Origin of the sequence: Rhodococcus sp. KRD197, from assembly GCF_017168235.1 — a bacterium.
Classification (GTDB): domain Bacteria; phylum Actinomycetota; class Actinomycetes; order Mycobacteriales; family Mycobacteriaceae; genus Rhodococcoides.
Genome location: NZ_JABFAO010000001.1, coordinates 391,567 through 413,658 on the forward strand (window position 1 = coordinate 391,567; position 22,092 = coordinate 413,658).

Annotated in this window: 21 protein-coding genes; 14 read left to right on the plus strand and 7 right to left on the minus strand. The window is 64.7% G+C overall.

The window, feature by feature from the left end; all coding sequences use genetic code 11:
* Window positions 1-13: 13 nt before the first annotated feature.
* A complete protein-coding gene (locus J1M86_RS01815) occupies window positions 14-1,021 on the plus strand; it encodes a nitronate monooxygenase family protein (RefSeq protein WP_206508584.1) in 1,008 nt (335 codons plus the stop codon).
* Between the two features lie 12 nt (window positions 1,022-1,033).
* On the opposite strand, the gene J1M86_RS01820 is transcribed toward J1M86_RS01815, so the two are convergent.
* The gene (locus tag J1M86_RS01820; RefSeq protein WP_241259412.1) at window positions 1,034-3,076 is read right to left on the minus strand and encodes a glycoside hydrolase family 15 protein; all 2,043 of its coding nucleotides are present in this window, start codon (window positions 3,074-3,076) and stop codon (window positions 1,034-1,036) included.
* A gap of 92 nt (window positions 3,077-3,168) precedes the next feature.
* On the opposite strand from J1M86_RS01820, the gene J1M86_RS01825 reads away from it, so the two are divergent.
* The 9 genes from J1M86_RS01825 (at window position 3,169) to J1M86_RS01860 (ending at window position 11,290) form a co-directional block, all read left to right on the plus strand.
* A complete protein-coding gene (locus J1M86_RS01825; RefSeq protein WP_075840404.1) occupies window positions 3,169-3,399 on the plus strand; it encodes a hypothetical protein in 231 nt (76 codons plus the stop codon).
* 139 nt (window positions 3,400-3,538) lie between these two features.
* Window positions 3,539-3,640 (plus strand): Ms4533A family Cys-rich leader peptide, encoded by a 102-nt coding sequence (locus tag J1M86_RS26960; protein WP_331284340.1) that lies wholly within the window; start codon window positions 3,539-3,541, stop codon window positions 3,638-3,640.
* Between the two features lie 200 nt (window positions 3,641-3,840).
* Entirely contained in the window at window positions 3,841-4,863 is a 1,023-nt protein-coding gene (locus tag J1M86_RS01830; protein ID WP_206508585.1) for an extracellular solute-binding protein, read from the plus strand.
* Window positions 4,863-5,714 carry a sulfate ABC transporter permease subunit CysT gene (gene cysT, locus J1M86_RS01835; RefSeq protein ID WP_206508586.1) on the plus strand — a complete coding sequence of 284 codons (852 nt, stop codon included), beginning with the start codon at window positions 4,863-4,865 and terminating at the stop codon, window positions 5,712-5,714. The genes J1M86_RS01830 and cysT overlap by 1 nt, the downstream gene beginning before the upstream one ends.
* Window positions 5,711-6,514, plus strand: coding sequence for a sulfate ABC transporter permease subunit CysW (gene cysW / locus J1M86_RS01840; protein ID WP_075840409.1), 804 nt, complete (start codon window positions 5,711-5,713; stop codon window positions 6,512-6,514). The genes cysT and cysW overlap by 4 nt, the downstream gene beginning before the upstream one ends.
* Window positions 6,511-7,554 (plus strand): sulfate/molybdate ABC transporter ATP-binding protein, encoded by a 1,044-nt coding sequence (locus tag J1M86_RS01845; protein ID WP_075840410.1) that lies wholly within the window; start codon window positions 6,511-6,513, stop codon window positions 7,552-7,554. The genes cysW and J1M86_RS01845 overlap by 4 nt, the downstream gene beginning before the upstream one ends.
* 83 nt (window positions 7,555-7,637) lie before the next feature.
* Window positions 7,638-8,672, plus strand: a complete 1,035-nt coding sequence (locus J1M86_RS01850) for an iron ABC transporter substrate-binding protein (protein WP_206508587.1) — start codon at window positions 7,638-7,640, stop codon at window positions 8,670-8,672.
* Window positions 8,673-10,220 (plus strand): iron ABC transporter permease, encoded by a 1,548-nt coding sequence (locus J1M86_RS01855; protein ID WP_241259413.1) that lies wholly within the window; start codon window positions 8,673-8,675, stop codon window positions 10,218-10,220.
* Window positions 10,217-11,290, plus strand: a complete 1,074-nt coding sequence (locus J1M86_RS01860; RefSeq protein ID WP_206508679.1) for an ABC transporter ATP-binding protein — start codon at window positions 10,217-10,219, stop codon at window positions 11,288-11,290. The genes J1M86_RS01855 and J1M86_RS01860 overlap by 4 nt, the downstream gene beginning before the upstream one ends.
* 24 nt (window positions 11,291-11,314) lie before the next feature.
* On the opposite strand, the gene J1M86_RS01865 is transcribed toward J1M86_RS01860, so the two are convergent.
* Genes J1M86_RS01865 through J1M86_RS01885 form a run of 5 tightly spaced genes read right to left on the minus strand, consistent with a single transcriptional unit; the run spans window position 11,315 to window position 16,887 of the window.
* On the minus strand, window positions 11,315-12,079 hold the full coding sequence (locus J1M86_RS01865; RefSeq protein ID WP_206508588.1) for a sirohydrochlorin chelatase: 765 nt from the start codon (window positions 12,077-12,079) through the stop codon (window positions 11,315-11,317).
* Window positions 12,076-13,437, minus strand: a complete 1,362-nt coding sequence (locus J1M86_RS01870; protein WP_206508589.1) for a sulfate adenylyltransferase subunit 1 — start codon at window positions 13,435-13,437, stop codon at window positions 12,076-12,078. Before J1M86_RS01870 ends, J1M86_RS01865 begins: the two co-directional genes overlap by 4 nt.
* Window positions 13,437-14,447 (minus strand): sulfate adenylyltransferase subunit CysD, encoded by a 1,011-nt coding sequence (gene cysD / locus J1M86_RS01875; RefSeq protein WP_230555627.1) that lies wholly within the window; start codon window positions 14,445-14,447, stop codon window positions 13,437-13,439. The genes J1M86_RS01870 and cysD overlap by 1 nt, the downstream gene beginning before the upstream one ends.
* Window positions 14,444-15,166, minus strand: a complete 723-nt coding sequence (locus J1M86_RS01880; RefSeq protein WP_206508590.1) for a phosphoadenylyl-sulfate reductase — start codon at window positions 15,164-15,166, stop codon at window positions 14,444-14,446. The genes cysD and J1M86_RS01880 overlap by 4 nt, the downstream gene beginning before the upstream one ends.
* Complete coding sequence (locus J1M86_RS01885) at window positions 15,163-16,887, minus strand: nitrite/sulfite reductase (protein WP_206508591.1); 1,725 nt, start codon at window positions 16,885-16,887, stop codon at window positions 15,163-15,165. Before J1M86_RS01885 ends, J1M86_RS01880 begins: the two co-directional genes overlap by 4 nt.
* 358 nt (window positions 16,888-17,245) lie before the next feature.
* On the opposite strand from J1M86_RS01885, the gene hemW reads away from it, so the two are divergent.
* Window positions 17,246-18,457 (plus strand): radical SAM family heme chaperone HemW, encoded by a 1,212-nt coding sequence (gene hemW / locus J1M86_RS01890; RefSeq protein WP_206508592.1) that lies wholly within the window; start codon window positions 17,246-17,248, stop codon window positions 18,455-18,457.
* Between the two features lie 75 nt (window positions 18,458-18,532).
* Here hemW and J1M86_RS01895 read toward each other — a convergent pair whose 3' ends face one another.
* Window positions 18,533-18,838 (minus strand): type II toxin-antitoxin system VapB family antitoxin, encoded by a 306-nt coding sequence (locus J1M86_RS01895; protein WP_075840416.1) that lies wholly within the window; start codon window positions 18,836-18,838, stop codon window positions 18,533-18,535.
* 147 nt (window positions 18,839-18,985) lie between these two features.
* Between J1M86_RS01895 and hrcA the strand changes: the two genes are divergently transcribed.
* The 3 genes from hrcA to J1M86_RS01910 all read left to right on the plus strand — a co-directional run bounded on the left by hrcA (window position 18,986) and on the right by J1M86_RS01910 (window position 22,049).
* Window positions 18,986-20,029, plus strand: a complete 1,044-nt coding sequence (gene hrcA, locus J1M86_RS01900) for a heat-inducible transcriptional repressor HrcA (RefSeq protein ID WP_206508593.1) — start codon at window positions 18,986-18,988, stop codon at window positions 20,027-20,029.
* A 98-nt stretch (window positions 20,030-20,127) separates the two neighbouring features.
* Window positions 20,128-21,282: a molecular chaperone DnaJ gene (gene dnaJ / locus J1M86_RS01905; RefSeq protein WP_075840417.1), complete on the plus strand. Its 1,155-nt coding sequence runs from the start codon at window positions 20,128-20,130 to the stop codon at window positions 21,280-21,282.
* A gap of 2 nt (window positions 21,283-21,284) precedes the next feature.
* Entirely contained in the window at window positions 21,285-22,049 is a 765-nt protein-coding gene (locus J1M86_RS01910; protein ID WP_206508594.1) for a 16S rRNA (uracil(1498)-N(3))-methyltransferase, read from the plus strand.
* Window positions 22,050-22,092: the final 43 nt, after the last annotated feature.

A 22,092-nucleotide genomic window follows, 5' to 3' on the forward strand; every position in this document is an offset into this window, starting at 1 on the left:
GTAAGTTGACCGGGTGACGACGCGAACTCTGAGCCAGTTGTCGGTTCCGATCATCAGTGCGCCGATGGCAGGGGGGCCGTCGACTCCAGAGCTTGCAGCTGCGGTGACGCGGGCCGGGGGCCTCGGGATGCTGGCCGGTGCGCTGCTCGATATGGAGACTTTCGCCGCCCAGATCGATTCGCTTCGGGAGCTCACGTTCGGCGTCAATCTGTTTCTTCCCGACGACCCCACCGAGGCCGATGTGGACGCCTACGCCCACACTCTGGCGCCGTGGTTCCGCAAGTTCGACGTATCCCCAGGTGACATGCCTCGACGCGATGACCGCTACCGGGAAAAGTTCGCCTGGTTGGTCGAGCATCCCGTCCCCCTCGTGTCGAGCACGTTCGGCACCTTCGACGCCGCCGAAACCGAAGCGCTGCATCAGGTCGGCACCGAGGTGTGGTGCACGGTCACCTCCAGCGCCGAGGCAATGGAAGCGGACGCCGCAGGCGTCGACGCGCTGATCGTGCAGGGCCCCGAAGCAGGCGGTCACCGGGGCAGCTTCGACGGCTCCGCGCCGGAGGTATCGCTGATCGACCTGCTCGCCGATGTGCGTTCGGCTTCCGACCTGCCGCGGATCGCGGCGGGGGGACTCATGGACGGCCACGACATCGCGCCTCTCCTCGCCGGAGGCTCCGCGCACGCCGCGCAACTCGGCACTGCATTCCTCGACACCCACGAGGCCGGCACCCGACCAGTGCATCGGGAGCAACTCACGGCGAATCCGGAAACAGCAGTCACACGCGCCTTTTCAGGCCGACCGGCTCGCGGACTGGTGAACGAGTTCATGCAGACATTCGGAGCGGACGCGCCACTGGCATACCCGGATGTGCACTATTTGACGGCCCCGATGCGGGCGAAAGCCGGTGCCGCCGGGGATCCGTCGGCGCTGTCGATGTGGGCCGGGACCGGGCACTCGCGGGCACGCAACGCAGCAGCGTCCGAGCTGATGGCCGAGTGGGCGCAACAGCTCGGACGCTGACAGTCCTGCATGTCAGTTGGTGTGGGCCGGCTGAAAGTGGCCGGTCGCCTGGGCTTCTTCTGCGCGGATGACGTGGACGACCGCATTGATCAGCGCCAGATGGGTGAAGGCCTGCGGGTAGTTGCCGAGGTGCCGCCCGGTGTGCACGTCGATTTCCTCCGCGTAGAGCTTGAGCGGACTCGCATAGCCGAGCAGGCGCTCGCACAGATGCTTCGCACGCGGTAGCTCACCGATCTCGACGAGCGCCGACACCAGCCAGAAGGAACAGATGGTGAACGTGCCCTCCTCGCCTTCCAAGCCGTCGTCCGTGGTTTCGATCTTGTATCGGAGAACGAGACCGTCCACCGTCAACTCGTCGGCGATGGCGAGCACAGTTGCCCGGATGCGCGGATCGTCGGCCGGAAGGAACCGTAGTAGAGGCGCCAGCAGCAGCGAGGCATCCAGCGAATCGTGCCCGTAGCGCTGTGTGAAGACGCCACGGCTGTCGACGCCGTTCGCGAGGATGTCCTCCTTGATCTCGTCTGCGATCCCGCCCCACTTGATGGCGTAGTCGCTCTCACCGTGAATGGCTGCCAGTTTCGCGCCACGATCGAGGGCAACCCAGCACATGACCTTCGACGAGGTGAAATGTTGTGGCTCGCCGCGGACTTCCCAGATCCCGCGGTCCGGTTTCCTCCAGTTCGCGATCGCTTCCTCCACCTGCCTCTTGAGCAGCGGCCACAACGACTCCGGAACGTGCTCGCGTGAGCGGACGTGCAGGTAGACCGAATCGAGCATCGTTCCCCAGATGTCATGCTGCTCTTGGTTGTACGCCCCGTTCCCGATGCGGACCGGCCGCGCCCCGTCATAGCCCGACAGATGTGACAGCTCGGTTTCTTCGAGAGTCTTCTCGCCGCCGATGCCGTACATGACCTGGAGGGGATTGGCCTTGCCGTCCTCGGTCATCGACACATCCGACATGAAGGAAAAGAAGTCGTTGGCCTCACGGTCCAGTCCGAGCGTGTAAAGACCCCACAGGGCGAAGGTCGAATCACGGACCCAGGTGAACCGGTAGTCCCAATTGCGCTCTCCACCAGGAGTTTCCGGCAGAGATGTGGTCGACGCAGCGAGCAGCGCTCCGGTCGGGGCGTAGGTCAAACCCTTCAGCGTCAAAGCGCTGCGCTGCAGGTAGCCGCGCCACGGGTGATCGGGGAAGCGGCCGATGGTGATCCACTGCCGCCAGCACTCGGAGGTACGCCACATCTTCTCCGAGGCCTCCTCGAATGTCTGCGGTGCCGGTAGCTCGGACCACGACAGTGCGACGAAGATGTTGTCGCCCTCGGTCAGGCGCGTTCGGGCGCGAGCTTCGCGACCCTCGATGCCGATACGAAGGTTGGTGGTCAGCTTCAGCGATGGCTGATCACCGATCGAACTGGCCTCGCAGGTCGCGGTGGCCTCCTCGTACACCTTGCCGGTGTATTCCCATTGCGCGGTTGCACGGTGGTAGTCGAAGGCGGGTTCGCAACTCAACTCGAGTTCGACGGTGCCACTGACGCACTTGACCGTTCGAAGAAGAATGTGTTCCGCGTCCCAGTCCGATGGGGCACGCTTGTGCGTGCGTGAGCGCTGATCGGTGTTGTGCCACGGTCCCATGACGAGCGCGTCGCGGACGATGAGCCAGCCCGTCTCGGTCTGCCAGGTTGTCTCGACGATGAGTCCGCCAGGGAGATAGCGGCGGGCCGCTGGAACCGAGTGGCCGTACGGTCCCACTCTGAAGTGGCCGGCGCTGCGGTCCAGTACCGCCCCGAAGACGCTGGGGGAGTCTGCGCGGGGAATGCACATCCACTCGACGGAGCCGTTGCGTGCGATGAGGCACGTCGTCTCGCAATCGGACAGGAACGCGTAATCGTCGATCGGGGGAAAGGAGCTGCGATAGGAGAGTGGGGCGGTGACCGGAGCCTCGAGGCTCGTCAACGCACCCTCCTTCAGCTCTTCCTGGGGTTCGCGCATGTCGGGCGGCGGCAACTCGTCGCTGCGCACGGGTTCAACGTTCACCGGCTCCTCGAAGGCAGTCATCGGTCAATCATCGGTGCCGGACTGCCCGCCGTCCACTGCTGACCCGTCGACCGCTGACTGTTGTCGGTGTGGCGCACCGTTAGGGTGAGAGCGTGAATGCGATCGCGACGTGGTGGGACGGGGTGGAACTGTGGATCATCGGGCTGCCTTTCATCCCGCAGTCGATCGTCGTGCTTCTCGTGGTGGTTCCCATCGCCTTCGGTTTGTCCCGATTGTTCGATCACGTGCTGGCCGAAATTCTCCGCGTTCTCGGACGCGATGCGCGCCCCGAGAGCGATGCGGTCTCGCCCGCATCTGACGTACCGCCTACGGAAGGTCGCTGATGCCCAAGTCGAGAGTCACCCTCGCGCTGATCGCACTGCTCGTGCTCGTCGTGCTCGCCTGGTTCTTCACCCGGTAGCGCGAGCGGTTCGTCGGCAGCGTGATTGGGTCCGGCCGCGCCACTCTGCTAGATTTTGCTCCGTGTCTGCCGCTGCCGCCTACCGGGTCCGCCATGAACTGGCGTTGATCGCAGTCGGCATGCTCGCGGTTGCTGATATCGACTGTTGTCGATCCATCTCCTAGCGCCCGGCTGCCCACCAGGCCACGCTGCCCCGTCTCCGACGTGAAACGCGCACCGTGACCGGTCCGGCATCGATCTGCGCCTCGCATGCAACACGCTTCGCGCGAGGTCGCACCGGTGCGCTCGGAAATCGAATGATGCAGGGTGCCGATGTGCTCTGCTTCGATCGTAGTTCACTTCCGATGACGAAAGGCACTTCTCGATGAGGCGCAACTCTCGATACCTGGTCACCACGATCGCCGTTGTATGCAGCCTCGTTCTCGGCGCGTGTGCGGGAGGTTCGAGTGACGTCGTGGGCGGAGAATCGCCGACAAGCGACGGTGAGGGTCTGATTCTGGTCGCCTATGCGGTGCCGAAGAACGGGTGGGACGCGATCGCCGTGGCGTTCGGTGCCGGTGGGGACAGCGAAGAAAGCTCGATCAACGGCGACTACGGACCGTCCGGAAATCAGTCGCGCAAGGTCGTCGACGGTGCGCCCGCCGACATTGTCAACTTCTCGGTCGAGCCCGATATGACCCGCCTGGTCGACGCCGGGAAGGTGGACGAGGACTGGAACCAGAATGCCTACGGCGGAGTACCTTTCGGATCCGTGGTGACGTTGGTGGTCCGCGAGGGCAACCCCAAGAACATACAGACGTGGGACGATCTGCTCGAGCCGGGCATCGAGGTGATCAGCCCCAGCCCACTGAGCTCCGGATCGGCCAAATGGAATCTGCTCGCCCCGTACGCCGCCAAGAGCAACGGCGGGCAGGACCGAGCAGCGGGTCTGGCGTACGTCGAGGAATTGGTGTACGAGCATTTCCCGGTGCAACCCGAATCCGGCCGCGCCGCAACGGAGGCATTTCTGCAGGGGCAGGGAGATGTGCTGTTGAGCTATGAGAACGAAGCCCTCCTGATCGAGGAGATGGGCCAGAATGTCGAACATGTCGACCTCGCGGACACGTTCAGAATCGACAACCCGGTGGCGGTGGTGAACACGAGTTCCCAACTCGACAAGGCCAACGAACTCAACGACTACCTTTACACCGAGCAGGGTCAGCGAGTTTGGGCCGACTCCGGCTTTCGGCCCGTCGACCCCGCCATCGCAGCGGAGTACTCCGACATCTTCCACACCCCGGAGAACCTGTACACGATCGACGATCTCGGCGGCTGGACGACGATCGACGACGAACTGTTCGGCGAGAACGGGGCCATCACGGTCATTTACGAAGAAAGCACCCGCTGATGGCCACTGAACCGAAAAATCGGCACCCCGCGCCGACGACGGGGCGCAAATTCCGCGGGCCGGGTTCGGTGGGTCCGCTCGGTCTCGGCGTCGCGGTTCTGTGGCTGAGCGTCATCGTTCTGCTGCCGCTCGCGGCGCTGACGGTCACCTCGTTCGACGCCGGTCTCGGTGGATTCTGGGACGCAGTGACATCCCCCCGCGCGCTCGCGACGTTCAAGGTGACACTGGAGGTGTCGGCCGCTGCAGCCGTGATCAACCTCGTGTTCGGCACGCTCATCGCGTGGGTGCTCGTGCGTGACGAGTTTCCCGGTAAGCGGTTCGTCAACGCGATCATCGATCTCCCGTTCGCGCTGCCGACCATCGTGGCGAGTCTGGTCCTGTTGTCTCTGTACGGTCCGGGTAGTCCGATCGGTCTGGTCTTCAACGCCACCAAGCCGGCTGTTGTGGTAGCCCTGCTCTTCGTGACCCTGCCGTTCGTGGTGCGTGCGGTGCAGCCTGTGCTCATCGAACTCGACCGCGAGGTCGAGGAGGCAGCCGCGTCGCTGGGGGCGAACAACTGGACCATCTTCCGGTCGATCGTGCTGCCGGTCCTCTTGCCCGCCATCCTCAGCGGTGCCGGGTTGGCGTTCGCCCGGGCCATCGGTGAGTTCGGATCGGTGGTCCTCATCGGCGGCAATATTCCCGGAGAAACACAGATCGCGTCGCAGTACATCCGGGAACTGATCGAGTACGACCAGGCGACGGAAGCGGCAGCCATCTCAGTGGTGTTGCTTGCGTTGGCTTTCGTCGTGCTCTTCGTCCTTCGCATCGTCGGCAATCGTCTGGCTCGCCGAGAGGAGCAGATTCGATGAAGATCGGATTGCCGGTCAAGCTTTCCCTGCGCGCGGCCGCGCTGCTGTATCTCGCCGTGCTGGTGCTGTTTCCGCTCGGCGCCATCCTCTACCGCACGTTCGAGAACGGTTTCCTGGAGTTCTGGGGTCTGATCACGACCCCGGCGGCGCAATCGGCGCTGCAGCTCTCGCTCCTGATCGTCGCGATCGTCGTGCCCCTCAATGTGGTTTTCGGGGTCATCACCGCGCTGGCGCTCGTGCGAGGTCGGTTCCGGGGCAAAGGCATCGTCGAGGCCATCGTCGACCTGCCGTTCGCGGTGTCGCCCATCGTCATCGGCGTCGCACTGATCTTGCTGTGGGGTGCGAACGGGTGGTTCGGGGGGCTCGAGAGCCTTGGCTTCACGGTCATTTTCGCGCTGCCCGGCATGGTGATCGCCACCATCTTCGTCACCCTTCCGTTCGTCGTTCGTGAAGTCGAACCCGTGTTGTACGAGATCGGCGAGGAGCAAGAAGAGGCGGCCTCGACACTCGGCGCATCCTCGTTGCAGACGTTCTTCCGCATCACCCTCCCCGCTATTCGATGGGGTCTGACCTACGGAATCGTCCTGACGGTGGCTCGTTCGCTCGGCGAGTTCGGCGCCGTCATCATGGTCTCGACCAACCTGCCCGGGATATCGCAGACGCTGACGCTCCTGGTCAGCTCGCGGTACGAGGACTTCAACCAGCAGGGGGCGTATGCCGCGTCCACCCTGCTCATGGCCATCGCCGTCATCGTGTTGCTGCTGATGACTGCCCTCGACAAGAAGAGGACGAATCAATGACCGCACGAACCTCCGGCGAGATCGAGATCTCGGTCGTCGGCGCCAACAAGAACTACGGCGATTTCGCGGCCCTCGACAATGTCAGCATCGACATCCCGAAGGGGTCACTGACTGCGCTGCTCGGGCCCAGCGGCTCCGGTAAGTCCACGCTGCTCCGGTCGATAGCAGGCCTCGAGCAACTCGATTCCGGACAGGTGATCTTGGCGGGACAGGATGTGACCTGGATCAGTCCGCAACGCCGCGAGATCGGGTTCGTCTTCCAGCATTATGCGGCCTTCAAACACCTGAGCGTGCGCGACAACGTGGCATTCGGCCTCAAGATCAGAAAGCGGCCGAAGGCCGAGATCAAGCGCAAGGTCGACGAGCTGTTGGAAATCGTCGGTCTAGCCGGATTTCAGGCCCGCTTTCCGGCGCAGCTGTCCGGTGGCCAGCGCCAACGTATGGCGCTGGCGCGGGCCCTCGCTGTCGACCCACAGGTTCTGCTTCTGGACGAGCCCTTCGGCGCCCTCGATGCCAAGGTCCGCGAGGATCTGCGCAGCTGGTTGCGCCGCCTGCACGACGAAGTGCATGTCACCACGGTTCTCGTCACACATGACCAGGAGGAAGCTCTGGACGTGGCCGACCGCATCGCCGTGCTCAACAAGGGACGAATCGAGCAGGTCGGTACACCGGAGGATCTCTACGACCGTCCGGGAAACGACTTCGTGATGTCGTTTCTCGGGCAGGTCGCCAGGTTGAACGGGTTGCTCGTGCGCCCGCACGATATCCGGGTGGGCCGCGATCCTTCGCTCGCGCTCGCGGAGGAGAACGGCACGGCGGGATCGGCCGGGGTCACCCGCGCCGTCGTCGAACGCGTCGTTCACCTCGGATTCGAGGTGAAGGTGGAGCTCGAGAACTCGGCGACAGGCGAACAGTTCACCGCGCAGATCACTCGCGGAGACAGTGAGGCACTGCAGTTGAATCCAGGTGACACGGTGTACGTGCGAGCGACGCGGATTCCCAGGATCGCTGCGCCCAGTGGCTCGACGGAATCGAACTGAGGGTAGGGCAATGTAGTTGAGGCTGGCCTAAGGGTGTATGTTTTCTCTGTTATGTCGGTTTCTTTTCGACCTTCAGGAGAATCGTGAACCTCACCCGTCGTCTGGCTCTGCTCTCGTGCAGTGCAACCCTCGCCGTAGGCCTGGTCGCCTGCAGTTCTTCGTCCACCGATTCCGAAGCGACCGAGGCATCCGAAGCCGAGTCCACCGTTGTCGTGTACTCCGGCCGCGACGAGGATCTCGTCGACCCGCTCATCGAACGAATCGGTGGCGAGATCGAGGTCGACTACTCCGGAAACACCAACGCCCAGGCCGCCAAAATCCTCGAAGAGGGCGATGCGACGCCGGCCGACGTGTTCTACGGCCAGGACGCGGGCGCACTGGGCGCACTCGACGAGGCCGGCCTACTGGCGCCATTGCCGCAGGACATCCTCGAGCTCGTTCCCGAGCAGTACCGCGGCGCGGACGGCACCTGGGTCGCCACCTCGGCGCGCGCCCGCGTACTCGCCTACAACTCCGACGAGGTAGAGGCCGCGGACCTGCCGACCGGCATCGACGGACTGCTGGACCCACGCTGGCGCGGACAGGTCGGCTATGCACCGACGAACGCCTCGTTCCAGTCCTTCGTCACTGCGCTTCGAGTGCAACGCGGTGAGGACGGCGCCCGCGAGTGGCTCGAGGCATTCGCCGCCAACGAACCGGTGGCATTCGAGGGCAATGGCCCGCTGATGACCGCGGTCAACGACGGCCAGGTCGCCGCCGGGCTCACCAACCACTACTACTGGTACCCGTTCAAGGCAGAGAACGGAGACGACGCACCCATCGAGCTGCACTACTTCGAGCCCGGTGATCCCGGTGCGCTGGTCAACGTCGCCGGCGCCGGCGTGCTCGCGGCCTCGGACAACCAAGAAGCTGCGCAGGATTTCGTACGGTCGCTGCTGACCGAGGAATCGCAGATGTACTTCGCGAACGAGACAGCCGAGTACCCGGTCATCGACGGTGTCACATCCGACTACGACCTGCCGCCGCTCACCGAGCTCGGCGCCTCGGATATCGACCTGGGCCAGCTGGCCTCGCTCGAGGAGACCCAGAAGCTGCTCACCGAGGTCGGAATGATCTAGTTGGGTCCACAGTTTCGCGGCCGTCCGTTGCTGGCGGTTGCCGCGTCCCTCGTAGCGCTGGGTGCGCTGACTCCACTGGTATACCTCGGAATTCGATCCTTGGACGGCGGGGTGGACAAGGCTGCGCGCCTGCTCTTTCGGCAGCGCACAGCGGACCTCGCTCTGCGTACGGTGGCATTGACATCGGTGGTCGCGATCGCCTGTCTCGTGCTGGGGATGCTCGCCGCGTGGGCGGTGACGCGCACCGATCTCCCGGGGCGCTCGTTCTTCGCGATCGCACTGACCGCGCCACTCGCCATACCGTCCTACGTCTCCGGGTACGTGTGGATAGCAGAATTCCCGGCGCTCGCCGGATTCGCGGGAGCTGCGCTGGTGTTGACGATGTCGTGTTTTCCGCTCGTCATGCTCCCGGTCGCGGCGGCGTTCGCCTCGGCCGATCCGGGCCGAGCCGAGGTGTCGAGGACGCTGGGCCGCAGCGCGCTCCGTACGGCTCTGACGGTGGAAGCACGCCACGTCGTACCGTCGGCAGCTGCGGGAGCGCTGTTGGTCTCGCTCTACACGATCAGTGACTTCGGGGCCGTCGCCCTCATGCGCTACGACGCCTTCACGCTGGGCATCTACAGCGCCTATCGCGGCGGTCTGGATCGAACCGCGGCGTCGGTGCTCGGTGCCGTTCTCGTGCTGATGGCCCTCGTTCTGACACTCGCTGAACGACGCGCCCGAAGAGGAGCCACCGCGCGGGTCGGTTCCGGCGCACCGCGGTCCGCGGAGCCGGTCATGCTCGGGCGATGGACGCTGCCCGCGCTTGCGGCGATCGCGGTTCTGTTCGCCATGGCGGTCGCAGTTCCGCTGCTCGGCCTCGTTCGCTGGCTCGTTCGTTCGTTGCGCTTCACCATCGATTGGGGGGACGTGCTGGAGACCACGCTCGCGACACTGCGGTTCTCTACCTTCGCTGCCATTTTCGTGGTGATCATCGCCCTGCCCGTCGCGCTATACGCGGCCCGATCCACCTCACCACTCGCACGCGCCGCGGAGGTGTCCACTTTCGTTGCGCACGGTCTGCCGGGGATCACCGTCGGGTTGGCCGTGGTGTTTCTGGGCATTCGCTTTCTGCCGTCGATCTACCAGACCGCGGCACTGCTCGTTCTGGCCTACGCTGTGCTGTTCCTTCCCTTGGCCGTCGGCTCTGCGCGAGCGGCAATCGCTGCGAGCCCCCTCGTGCTCGAGGATGTCTCGCGCTCGCTCGGAAGCTCCCGTACCAGAACGGATCTGAGAGTGACCCTTCCTATCGCACTGCCCGGAATCGCCGCGGGCGGGGCCCTGGTGTTCCTCACGGTCGCCAAGGAACTGCCGGCGACGTTGCTGTTGCGTCCACGAGGTGTAGATACCTTGGCCACCGAACTATGGTCGACCACACAGGTTTTCAAGTACGGCGAAGCCGCACCCTATGCATTCGCTCTCATTCTCGTCTCCGCCGTTCCGACGTTCGTTCTCGATCGTGCCATTCGTCGGCGTCACGTGGCTGCAGTACCGGCGGGTCAGCTGTGAACGGGCTGTCGGTACGCGGACTGGTCGCGTCCTACGGCGCCCGGGAGGTTCTCTCCGGTGTCGATCTGGATCTCGCTGCGGGGGAAATGCTCGCCATCCTCGGCCCTTCCGGTTGCGGAAAAACCACCCTGCTGCGGTCGATTGCGGGATTGCACCGCATCGATCGAGGCCGAGTGGAACTCGACGAACGTGTGTTGGCGGAGCCGACATCGATCCACATTGCTCCCGAGGATCGCAACATCGGTCTGATGCCTCAGGAAGGTGGGCTGTTTCCGCATCTGAGCGTCGGGGAGAATATCGGCTTCGGCTTGGTGAAAGCGTTCCCGCACAAGAGGATCGGGGATCGAAAACAACGGCGTGCACGGGTCGAGGCCATGCTCGAGCTCGTGGGGTTGCCGGGGGCAACCGATGCCAGGCCCAGCGAGATGTCGGGCGGGCAGCAGCAACGTATCGCGCTGGCCCGCGCCCTCGCACCGAAGCCCGCGGTGATTCTGATGGACGAGCCGTTCGCCTCGCTCGATCCAGGACTCCGTGTGGGAATCCGCCAAGAGGTCCGCGCATTGCTGAAAGAGAGCAAGACACCCGCGCTTCTGGTGACGCACGATCGCGCCGAGGCGATGACCACCGCAGACCGCGTCACTGTGCTGCTCGGTGGCCGCGCTGCACAGACTGCCACTCCGGAGCAGCTGTACCGCCTGCCGAGTTCCATCGAAGTCGGTAGGTTCGTCGGTGAATCGATCCTCCTCGACGCGGACCGCACAGGGGCCGCGGCCGAAACCATACTCGGAACCATCGCCGTCGTCGGGAGCGCTGCAGGGCAAGGTCAGGTGCTGGTGCGGCCGGAGCAGCTCGAGCCGGTCATCGACCCGAACGGGAGCTTCCACGTCGTCGCAACAGAGTTCGCCGGTCCTTACACGCTTGTCACCTCTCGACACGTTGTGACCGGTGACTCGGTGACCTCATGGGTCACCGGAAGCGGCTCCATCGCGATCGGTTCCACCGTGCGTTTGGTGGTCGACGGGCCGGTGCCCTTCTTCGGAGAGGCTGCCTCCGCGGCGGACGAACACTGACTGCGAGCTCGAGATCGGACTCGATCAGGCGGATCGCCGTGTGTGCAATCGACGCGCTGCGGCGTCGTAGCGATTGGATACCACCTCGGCCACGAGGGCATGGTCCCCGAGAACGCCGGCCAGACGCACTTCGGTGAGAGGTGCGTCGCGGGTGTAGGTATCGATGGCACCGGACACGCGGTCGGTCAACAGACCGGGCGCGAGGAACCACGGCGCGACGACGAGCGTGCGAGCCCCCGCCGCTCTCAACCGCGTGAGCGACTCGGCGGGGCCCGGACTCGGCGCCGTGGCGAAACACGTCACGGCAGCTCTCCATGACGTTCCGAACCGGACGCGTTCGGCGAGCGCGCATGCGCGGAGGTTGGCGGCTGCACTCGATGATCCGACGGCGGCGACGGCGACACCGATACCTGGATCGTCCGACTCGACACCCGCTTCCTGTATTCGGTCACGAAGGGCATCCACCAGAAGCCGATCATCGCCGAGAACCTCGCTCTGTACGAAGGTCGACCGCGGGTGCCGTCGACGCGCCGCGTCGACAATCGCCGGCAGATCCACACGCGCATGGAACGCGCTTCCGAGTAGCAGCGGGACGATCACAGCCGCCTCGGCGCCCCCAGCCACGACGTCGTCGACAACGTCCTCGACGCTCGGCTCGGTCAAGTCCAGAAACGCCACCCGCACGTCCAGATCGGGCCTACGTGCACGGATCCGATCGACGACGGTGGCAACGGTCCGCGCCGAACGCGGATCACGACTGCCATGGGCGACGGCGATCAGAGTGCTCATACAGGCTCTGCAGTACCGGATTCTGCAGTGCCGGCTTCTGGGATACCGAGCTCGACGGCCGAGAGGGCGTCGCCGACGAGACCGGCGGCCAAAGTGTTTCCGCCTGCCGGGTCGATGAGCAGGAAGCTGCCGGTGTGACGGTTGACGGCATAGTCGTCGGCGACGATCGGTTCCGCGACACGCACCGATATCCGGCCGATGTCGTTGAGCTCCAACGACTCCGGTGACGGCTCAGCGGTGAGGTTCTGCTCGTCGAACTTTTCTACGAGAGAACCCACGATGGCCTGGGTGGTTCGCGTTCCGTGCTTGAGGAGCAGCCGTGCACCGGGGCGCAGAGGCTTTTCGGCGAGCCAGCAGACCGTGGCCTCGAATTCACCGATTGGTTCCGGGGCATCGGAGGGAGAGACGATGGTGTCGCCGCGCGAGACGTCGACGTCGTCGGCCAGGATGAGGGTGACGCTCCGGCCGGCACTTGCCGTGCCGAGTTCGCCGTCGGCGGTGTCGATGCGTTCGACCGTCGTGCGTGTTCCCGACGGGAGGACGAGAACCTCGTCACCGGGGGAGACGGTTCCCGCGGCCACCTGGCCCGCGTACCCGCGGTAGTCGGGGAAGTCTGCAGTGCGCGGACGGATGACGTACTGCACCGGGAAACGCAGACCCACACGGTGCGGTTCGGCGTCCACCGGCACCGACTCCAGGTGCTCGATGAGGGTGGGCCCGTCGTAGTACGGGGTGTTGGTGGAACGGACCGCGACGTTGTCGCCGTGCAGGGCCGACACAGGGATTTCGATGACGTCTTCGGTGGCCCAGCCGAGGGACGAGGTGAGCGAGTTGAATTCGGCGGAGATGTCGGCGAACACCCGAGCCGGGTCCTCGACGAGGTCGATCTTGTTGACGGCCAAGACCAGCCTGGGTACACCGAGGAGCGCCAGCACGGCGGCGTGTCGTCGAGTCTGAGTGATGACACCCTTCCGGGCGTCGACCAGGAGAATCACCAGCTGGGCCGTAGACGCGCCGGAGACCGTGTTACGGGTGTACTGCACGTGGCCCGGAGTGTCGGCGAGTACGAACGATCTTGCGGGAGTGGCGAAGTACCGGTAGGCCACGTCGATCGTGATGCCCTGTTCGCGTTCGGCGCGCAGACCGTCGACCAACAGCGACAGGTCCGGAGTGCTCAGTCCTCGGTCGACGGATGCACGTGTGACGGCGTCGATCTGGTCGGCGAGAACCGATTTGGTGTCGTACAGCAGGCGGCCGACGAGGGTGGACTTGCCGTCGTCCACACTGCCGGCGGTAGCCAAGCGCAGAAGCTGTGAGCCTGCGGAATGACGCGAGGGGGCAGAAGTTGAAATGCTCATCAGAAGTATCCTTCGCGCTTGCGGTCTTCCATGGCAGCCTCGGAGACGCGGTCGTCGCCTCGGGTGGCTCCACGTTCGGTGAGCCTGGACGCAGCGACCTCGGCGAGGATGGCTTCGTTGTCGGCGGCCTCGGACAGGACAGCTCCGGTGGTGGAGCCGTCGCCGACGGTGCGGTAGCGGACGGACAGTGTCTGCAGGTCTTCCGATTCGGTCGGACCACCCCAGACGCCGGGGGTCATCCACATGCCGTCGCGTTGATACACGGGGCGCTGGTGCGCGTAGTAGATGCTGGCGAGTTCGACGTTGTCGCGAGCGATGTAGCGCCAGATGTCGAGTTCGGTGAAGTTGCTGAGCGGGAAGACACGCACCTGCTCGCCGGGGGAGTGCTTACCGTTGTACAGGTTCCACAGTTCTGGGCGCTGCTTCTTCGGATCCCACTGACCGAAAGCATTGCGCAAGGAAAAGATTCGCTCCTTGGCGCGTGCGCGTTCCTCGTCGCGGCGAGCGCCGCCGAAGACGGCGTCGAAACGGTTCTCCGAGATGGCGTCGAGCAGTGGAACCGTCTGAAGTGGGTTGCGAATGCCGTCGGGACGTTCGGTGAGTCGACCGTCGGCGAGGTAGTCCTCGACCTTGGCCACATGGAGGCGCAGGTTGTACTTCGCCACGACGTGGTCTCGGAAGTCCAGTACTTCTTGCAGGTTGTGGCCGGTGTCGACGTGCAGGAGCGCGAACGGCAGCGGAGCCGGCCAGAACGCCTTGATGGCCAGGTGCAGGAGCACCGTCGAATCCTTGCCGCCCGAGAACAGGATGACAGGGCGCTCGAACTCGCCCGCCACCTCGCGAAAGATGTGGATGGCCTCGGACTCGAGCGCGTCGAGGGTGTCGAAGCGGTCGCTGTCGAGAAGGGTCCGCCCTGCCGTCGTCACAGTCGCCCCGTTCGTTGGTGTCTGGGTTCTCGCTGGGTCGATCGCTGTCGATGTCGTCACGGTGATGTCCGTTTCCACTGTCATGATGCGTGCAATCCGCATTCGGTCTTGGCTTTGCCGGCCCATCGGCCGCTGCGCGGATCGGCGCCGGGGGCTGGCTTGACGGTGCACGGAGCGCACCCGATCGATGGATACCCCTCGTCGACGAGGGGGTTGACGAGAATGGAGTGCTCGTCGATATAGCGCTGCATGTCGTCATCCGACCAGGCTGCGATCGGGTTGATCTTCACGAGCCCGAATGCGTCGTCGAAGGAGATGAGAGGCGCGTTGGCGCGCGTGGGTGCTTCGACGCGGCGGATGCCCGTGACCCAGGCGCTGTAGTTCGCCAGTTCCTTCTTCAAGGGGGCGACCTTGCGTAGCGCGCAGCAGCGGTTGGGCTCGCGTGCGAACAGGTCTTTGCCCTCTGTCACGTCCTGCTGGGCGACGGTCTGTTCGGCGCGTGCGTTGACGATGTTGACGCCGTAGACGGCCTCGACGGCGTCGCGAGTTCCGATGGTCTCGGCGAAGTGGTAGCCGGTGTCGAGGAACAAGACGTCGACGCCCGGATGTACTTGGGCGGCAAGGTGAACCAGCACCGCATCTTGCATGTTGGACGCGACGATGAAGTGCTTACCGAACTCGCGTTCGGTCCACTCCAACAAGTCGATCGCGCCGGCTCCGTCCAGGTCGCGGGCGCCTCGTTCGGCGATCGCCTTCAGTTCCTCCACCGAGAGGTCCATCCGTGTCGAACTCTGTGCGTTCATCGCAAATCCGCCTCGTCTGCTCGTACTGCCCATTGCGCGAACCGCTCGTCCTCGTCCTTGTTCTTGACGAAATTGCGCACCACACGTTCGATGTAGTCACCGAGCTCGGTGCTGTTCACCTTGTGCTGTCGCAGCTTTCGGCCGAACGCACTGTCCAGGCCGAGGCTGCCACCCAAGTGAACCTGGAAGCCCTCGACTTGATTCCCGTCGCCGTCGTCGACCAGTTGGCCCTTGAATCCGATGTCGGCGATCTGCGACCGCGCGCAGGAGTTGGGGCACCCGTTGATGTTGATGGTCACCGGTACGTCGAGTTGGTTGTTGATATCTGCCAGGCGCTGTTCGAGGTCGGGAACGAGGACCTGCGAGCGCTTGCGGGTTTCGGCGAACGAGAGCTTGCAGAACTCGATTCCACTGCACGCCATCAGATTCTTTCGCCAGTGCGACGGGCGAGCGGGCAGGCCCAGCGCATCCAGGTCGGCGATGAGCTCTTCGAGCTTGTCGTCGGCAACGTCGAGCACGATCAACTTCTGATACGGAGTGAAGCGCAGGCGGTCCGAGCCGGCTTTCTCGGCGGCGTCGGCGATCTTGGCCATGATCGTGCCCGATATCCGACCCGCAATCGGGGCGACACCGACGGCATTGAGGCCGTTCTTGAGCTTCTGGACGCCCACGTGATCACGTGGCCGAGCGGGCTTTTCGGGCGCGGGCCCGTCGATCAGCTTGCGGTGCAGGTACTCGTCCTCGAGTACCTGCCGAAACTTCTCGATGCCCCAATCCTTGATCAGGAACTTCAGGCGTGCCTTGGTGCGCAGGCGACGGTAGCCGTAGTCCCGGAAGATCGACACGACGCCTTCCCACACGTCGGGCACGTCCTCGAGTGGCACCCAGACCCCGACGCGCTGCGCGAGCATCGGGTTGGTGGACAAGCCGCCGCCGACCCAAAGGTCCAGCCCGGGGCCGTGTTCGGGATGGTTCACTCCGATGAATGCGACGTCGTTGATCTCGTGTACCACGTCCTGCAAACCGGAGATGGCCGTCTTGAACTTGCGCGGCAGATTCGAGTATTCGGGCTTGCCGATGTAGCGCTCGACGATCTGGTCGATGGCTGGGGTCGGGTCGAGTATCTCGTCGACAGCCTCGCCGGCCAGTGGCGATCCGAGGACGACGCGGGGGCAGTCGCCGCATGCTTCCGTCGTCTTCAGGCCGACGGCTTCGATGCGGCGCCAGATCTCGGGAACGTTCTCCACCTCGATCCAGTGGTACTGCACGTTCTCGCGATCCGACAGGTCCGCGGTGTCACGCGCGAACTCCTGTGAGATACCCGCGAGGGTGCGGAACTGTTCGATGTTCAGCGCTCCGGCGTCGCAGCGGATGCGCATCATGAAGTACTTGGCTTCGAGCAGGTCGATGTTCTCATCGCCCGTGAACGTGCCGTCGTACCCCTGCTCGCGCTGGGTGTAGAGGCCCCACCAGCGGAAGCGGCCGCGCAGGTCGCCCTTGTCGATGCTGTCGAAGCCCTGTTTGGAGTAGATGTTCTCGATCCGGGCGCGCACGTTGAGCGGATTGTCGTCCTTCTTGGACTGCTCGTTGGCGTTCAGGGGCTCTCGGTAGCCGAGCGCCCACTGGCCTTCGGCGCGGCGTTTCGTCGGCCGTGCGGTCCGCTCGCGACGGGCGACGGGCGCCTCTACGGCTTCTTGGGAGGCGTCGGTGGTCGACGACATCTGTAGCTCCTGCATCTTGGGTACTTCCGCGCGGTCGAGCGGGCATGAGACTCATCACTCGCACACGCATCCGGACGGATGTTGGTTCTGAGGGGGTCGGAATCGAGCGGGCCGGGCGCGAAGCTCGGCTACAGGCTCATTCGGCATCGACACGACGAGCTGCAGACACGCTTGAGATCGACGTGGCGTCGCGCCACAAGTCTAATCCCGAAGTCGGTCACGGCGACCATTGTGCCATGGCATCGGCCCTGGTCCGACCCGGGGAGCCTATTTACCCCATTTTTTCGGTAAATAGGCTGGCAGAGCCGAGGACGGCCGCACGGCGCGGGAGAGGCGCGCGCTCTGGGAGACTGATCCGGTGAACCTTCTCGACGCGCAGCCATCGAAGACGCTCGATCTGCCCGACGAGGCGTTCGAGGGGCTCGGACAGCGTCCGTTCGGGATCTACGTGCACGTGCCGTTCTGTGCCACCCGATGTGGGTACTGCGACTTCAACACCTACACCGCCGGTGAGCTGGGCACGTCCGCCTCCCCGCAGTCGTGGCTCGAGGGATTGCGCCGCGAGCTCGACGCCGCGGCGTCGTTGATGGAGCAGCGCGGCGGGCGAGTCCCGACCGCGGACACGGTGTTCGTCGGCGGCGGAACCCCGTCGCTGCTCGGCGGGGATGGCTTGGCCGATGTACTCGACGCCGTTCGCGAGAGCGTCGGACTGAGCGAGAGCGCCGAGGTGACGACGGAATCGAACCCGGAATCGACCTCCCCGGCATTCTTCGAGCGCCTGCGCAGCGCCGGTTTCACAAGGATTTCCCTCGGTATGCAGTCGGCAGCGCCTCATGTGCTTGCCGTCCTCGATCGCACGCACACACCGGGACGCGCCGTCGAGGCAGCGAAGGAGGCGCGTTCTGCAGGCTTCGATCACGTCAACCTCGATTTGATCTACGGAACTCCTGGAGAACGTCCGGAGGATCTCGACCGGTCGCTCGACGCTGTCTTGGATGCGGGCGTCGATCACGTGTCGGCGTACGCGCTCATCGTCGAGGACGGCACCGCAATGGCTCGTAAGGTCCGGCGCGGTGAACTGCCCATGCCCGACGACGACGTGCTGGCAAGCAGGTACGAGCGCATCGACGAGGTGCTCGCACGCGCGGGTCTGCACTGGTACGAGGTGTCGAACTGGGCCACGAACTCAGCTGCCGAGTGCAAGCACAATGTCGGCTACTGGGACGGCGGTGACTGGTGGGGTGCCGGCCCCGGTGCGCACAGTCACATCGGTGGCACGCGGTTCTGGAACGTCAAGCATCCTGCTCGATATGCCGAGAAGTTGGCGGCGGGTGAGTTCCCGGTGGCGGGCAGTGAACTGCTCACCGCGGAGGATCGGCACCTCGAGGAGCTCATGCTCAGGATCCGGCTGCGGACCGGGCTACCGGCGGCGGTTCTCGACGACAGCGAACGTCGTGCCGCCGAGCAGGTGGTGGCCGATGGGCTGATGACAGCTGAGGGGGACCGCTTCGTTCTGACCGATCGCGGACGCCTGCTCGCCGACGCCATCGTGCGCTCTATTGCGACCTAGTTCCGCCGAGATCGAGGTTGTGCACCGAAAACGCGCCGAATTGCTACACAACTTCGATCTCGGCGGGGGAGGGGATCAGGCGCCGAGGAGGTCGTAATCGAACACGCGGGCATGCAGAACAGTCCGACTGCGCAGCGCTGCCCGCACGGCTCGGTGCAGACCGTCCTCGAGATAAACCACTCCGCGGTAGTGCACGGCATGCGGAAACAGGTCGCCGTAGAACGTCGAATCCTCGGAGAGCAGCCGGTCGAGTTCGAGCACCTTGGTCGTCGTCACGATCTCGTCCAGACGCAGTTGACGCGGCGGGATCCTGGCCCAGTCTCGAAGTGAGAGCCCGTGATCCGGATACGGCTTTCCGTCCCTGACACCCTTGAAGATCATGTGTCGTACGTCGTCGAAGTCGAGTTGGCCACCGGACCACAGTAAGGCCTTTCGGCGGTGATCGTGCGGCGGCTACTAGACTCGAGCGATGGATCGATAGTGGCGGCGTCGTAGCTGCCCGCACGGGAGGATCGGAGGGGACGGAAGTTGTCTAGCACCGAAGACAGACGATTCGAGATTTTGCGCGCGATCGTTGCGGACTACGTCTCTACACAGGAACCGGTCGGCTCCCGCGCGCTGGTCGAGCGACACAATCTCGGCGTATCCAGTGCCACGGTTCGAAACGACATGGCAGTACTCGAAGCCGAGGGCTACATCGCCCAACCCCACACCAGTTCGGGTCGGGTCCCCACCGACAAGGGCTATCGGCAGTTCGTCGACCGCATCGCCGACGTCAAGCCGCTGTCGGGTCCAGAACGTCGTGCGATTCTCGAGTTCCTCGAGAACGGCGTCGACCTGGACGATGTGTTGCGACGCGGTGTTCGCCTGTTGGCGCAGCTGACACGTCAGGTGGCCGTGGTCCAGTATCCGACGCTGTCGGTCTCGTCGGTCCGCCACCTCGAGATCGTGGCACTCACACCTGCGCGACTGCTGATGGTCCTGATCACCGATTCCGGCCGCGTCGATCAACGCATCGTCGAACTCGGTGACGTCATCGACGATGAAGACCTGTCGCAGCTGCGCCGACTGCTCGGGGGCGCGCTCGAGGGAAAGCGTCTCGCGGCAGCATCGGCTGCCGTGGCCGAATTGGCCGAGAATGCACCGCCGTCCCTGCGTGACGCGATGATCAGGTCGGCGACGGTGTTGATCGAATCACTCGTCGAGCACCCGGAGGAACGTCTCGTTCTCGGTGGCACGGCCAATCTCACCCGCAATGCCGCGGACTTCGCCGGCGACGCTGGTTTCCCCGGTTCGTTGCGAGCCGTGCTGGAAGCGCTCGAGGAGCAAGTCGTGGTCCTGAAACTGCTTGCTGTGACACAGGACACGCGCACGGTGACCGTGCGAATCGGCGAGGAAACCCAGGTCGAGGAGATGCGCGGAGCCTCGATGATTTCCACCGGATACGGTTCGGCTGGCATGGTGCTGGGAGGAATGGGCGTCCTCGGGCCCACACGAATGGACTACCCAGGAACAATTGCATCGGTCGCAGCCGTTGCGAGATACATCGGTGAGGTTCTCGCCGAACGCTGAGGGCCTCACACACACGCCGCAAGGCACTACGGGAGTAGCTCGCGGCGCGCAGACGATCCACCAGGATGTTGGAACGACATGGACGGAAGAGACGACAAGTGGCACGGGATTACTACGCAACGCTCGGGGTCGGTCAGAAGGCGACCGACCAGGAGATCAAGCGCGCATACCGCAAGCTCGCCCGTGAACTCCACCCCGATGTAAACCCAGACGAGACTGCTCAAGCCCGCTTCAAGGAGATCTCGACCGCATACGAGGTGCTCTCGGATCCGGAGAAGCGGCGCATCGTCGACCTCGGTGGCGATCCACTGCAGCAGGGCGGCGGCGGTGGCGCCGGGTTCGGCAACGCCGGATTCGGTGGCGGTCTCGGAGACGTGTTCGAAGCGTTCTTCGGCGGCGGCGGGGGAGGCGGCACGCGTGGTCCGCGTGGACGCGTGCAACCCGGGGCCGACTCGTTGCTGCGCACGAAACTGACACTCGACGAATGCGCGAGCGGAGTGACCAAGCAGATCACGGTCGACACCGCGATTCTCTGCGATGTGTGCACGGGCGCGGGCACAAATGGTGATTCGGAACCGGTTCGCTGTGACACCTGCGGCGGAGCCGGAGAGGTTCAGTCGGTTCAGCGTTCCTTCCTCGGGCAGGTCATGACATCGCGGCCGTGCCCGACGTGCCGTGGTGCCGGTGAAACGATTCCCGACCCCTGCCGCAAGTGCGGTGGCGACGGCCGTGTGCGGTCTCGTCGCGAGATCGCCGTCAAGGTGCCCGTCGGTGTCAGCAGTGGCATGCGGATCCGTCTGGCCTCGCAGGGCGAGGTCGGACCGGGTGGCGGACCGGCGGGCGATCTGTACGTCGAAATCGTCGAGCAGCCGCACGAGGTCTTCGTCCGCGACGGAGACGACCTGCACTGCACCATCCGGGTCCCGATGGTCGACGCCGCGCTCGGCACTTCGGTCTCCGTGGATGCAATCATCGACGGACCCACCGAGATCTCAGTGGATCAGGGAACCCAGCCGGGTGCCGTGGCAGTTCTGCGCGGACACGGTATGCCGAGGTTGCGCTCGGGTGTTCGGGGCGATCTGCACGCACACCTCGAAGTGGTCGTACCTTCGCGGCTGGACAGCAAGCAGACCCAGCTGCTGGAAGACCTCAAGCGTCTGCGTGATCGCGACGCGGCCGAAGTGGTCACCACGGGCTCGCAGCACAGCGGCGGTCTGTTCTCCAGGTTGCGGGAAGCGTTCAGCGGTCGCTGACGATGGCGGCGACCGTCTTCTATCTCAATCCGCTGCCGGACGTGGGCGGCACTGCCGTGCTCGACGGCAAGGAAGGGCACCACGCTGCCACGGTGCGCCGCATACGCGTCGGTGAGCGATTGGTGCTCTCCGACGGCTCCGGCTCGCTTGCGGACACCGTCGTCACCAGCGTCGAGCGCGACCGGCTGGAGTTGGCGGTGACGTCGAGGTCCGTGGTTGCTCGACCCACCCCGACGGTCACTCTCGTCCAGGCGCTGCCCAAGGCGGATCGCTCCGAGCTGTCGGTCGAGCTCGCCACCGAAGCAGGTGTCGACGCAATCGTCCCGTGGCAATCCGCACGGTGCGTGGCTCGCTGGGAGGGCGCGAAAGCGATCAAGGGTGTGTCCCGGTGGCGCGGAGTCGCTGCTGCTGCCGCCAAGCAATCGCGTCGACCATTCGTGCCCGAGGTGGACGATCTGCACGACACAGCGGCAGTCGTGGCGCTTGCAGGCTCGATCGTTGCTCGGGGCGGCATCGTCGCCGTGCTGCACGAGTCCGCCACCCGAGGGTTTGCGTCCCTCCCGTTCGCGGAGGTGAACGAAGTGATGCTCGTCGTGGGTCCCGAAGGTGGCATCGACGACAGGGAAATCGCACGTCTGACCGAGGTCGGCGCGACTCCGGTGATGTTGGGGCCCACAGTTCTGCGCACGTCCACGGCCGGGGCTGTGGCCCTCGGGGCGATCGGAGTCCTCACCGATCGTTGGGGGCAGTCGCCGGTCGATCTGTAATTGGAATGCGCTCGCCGGCGAGGGCGTTAAACTTTGGAACAAA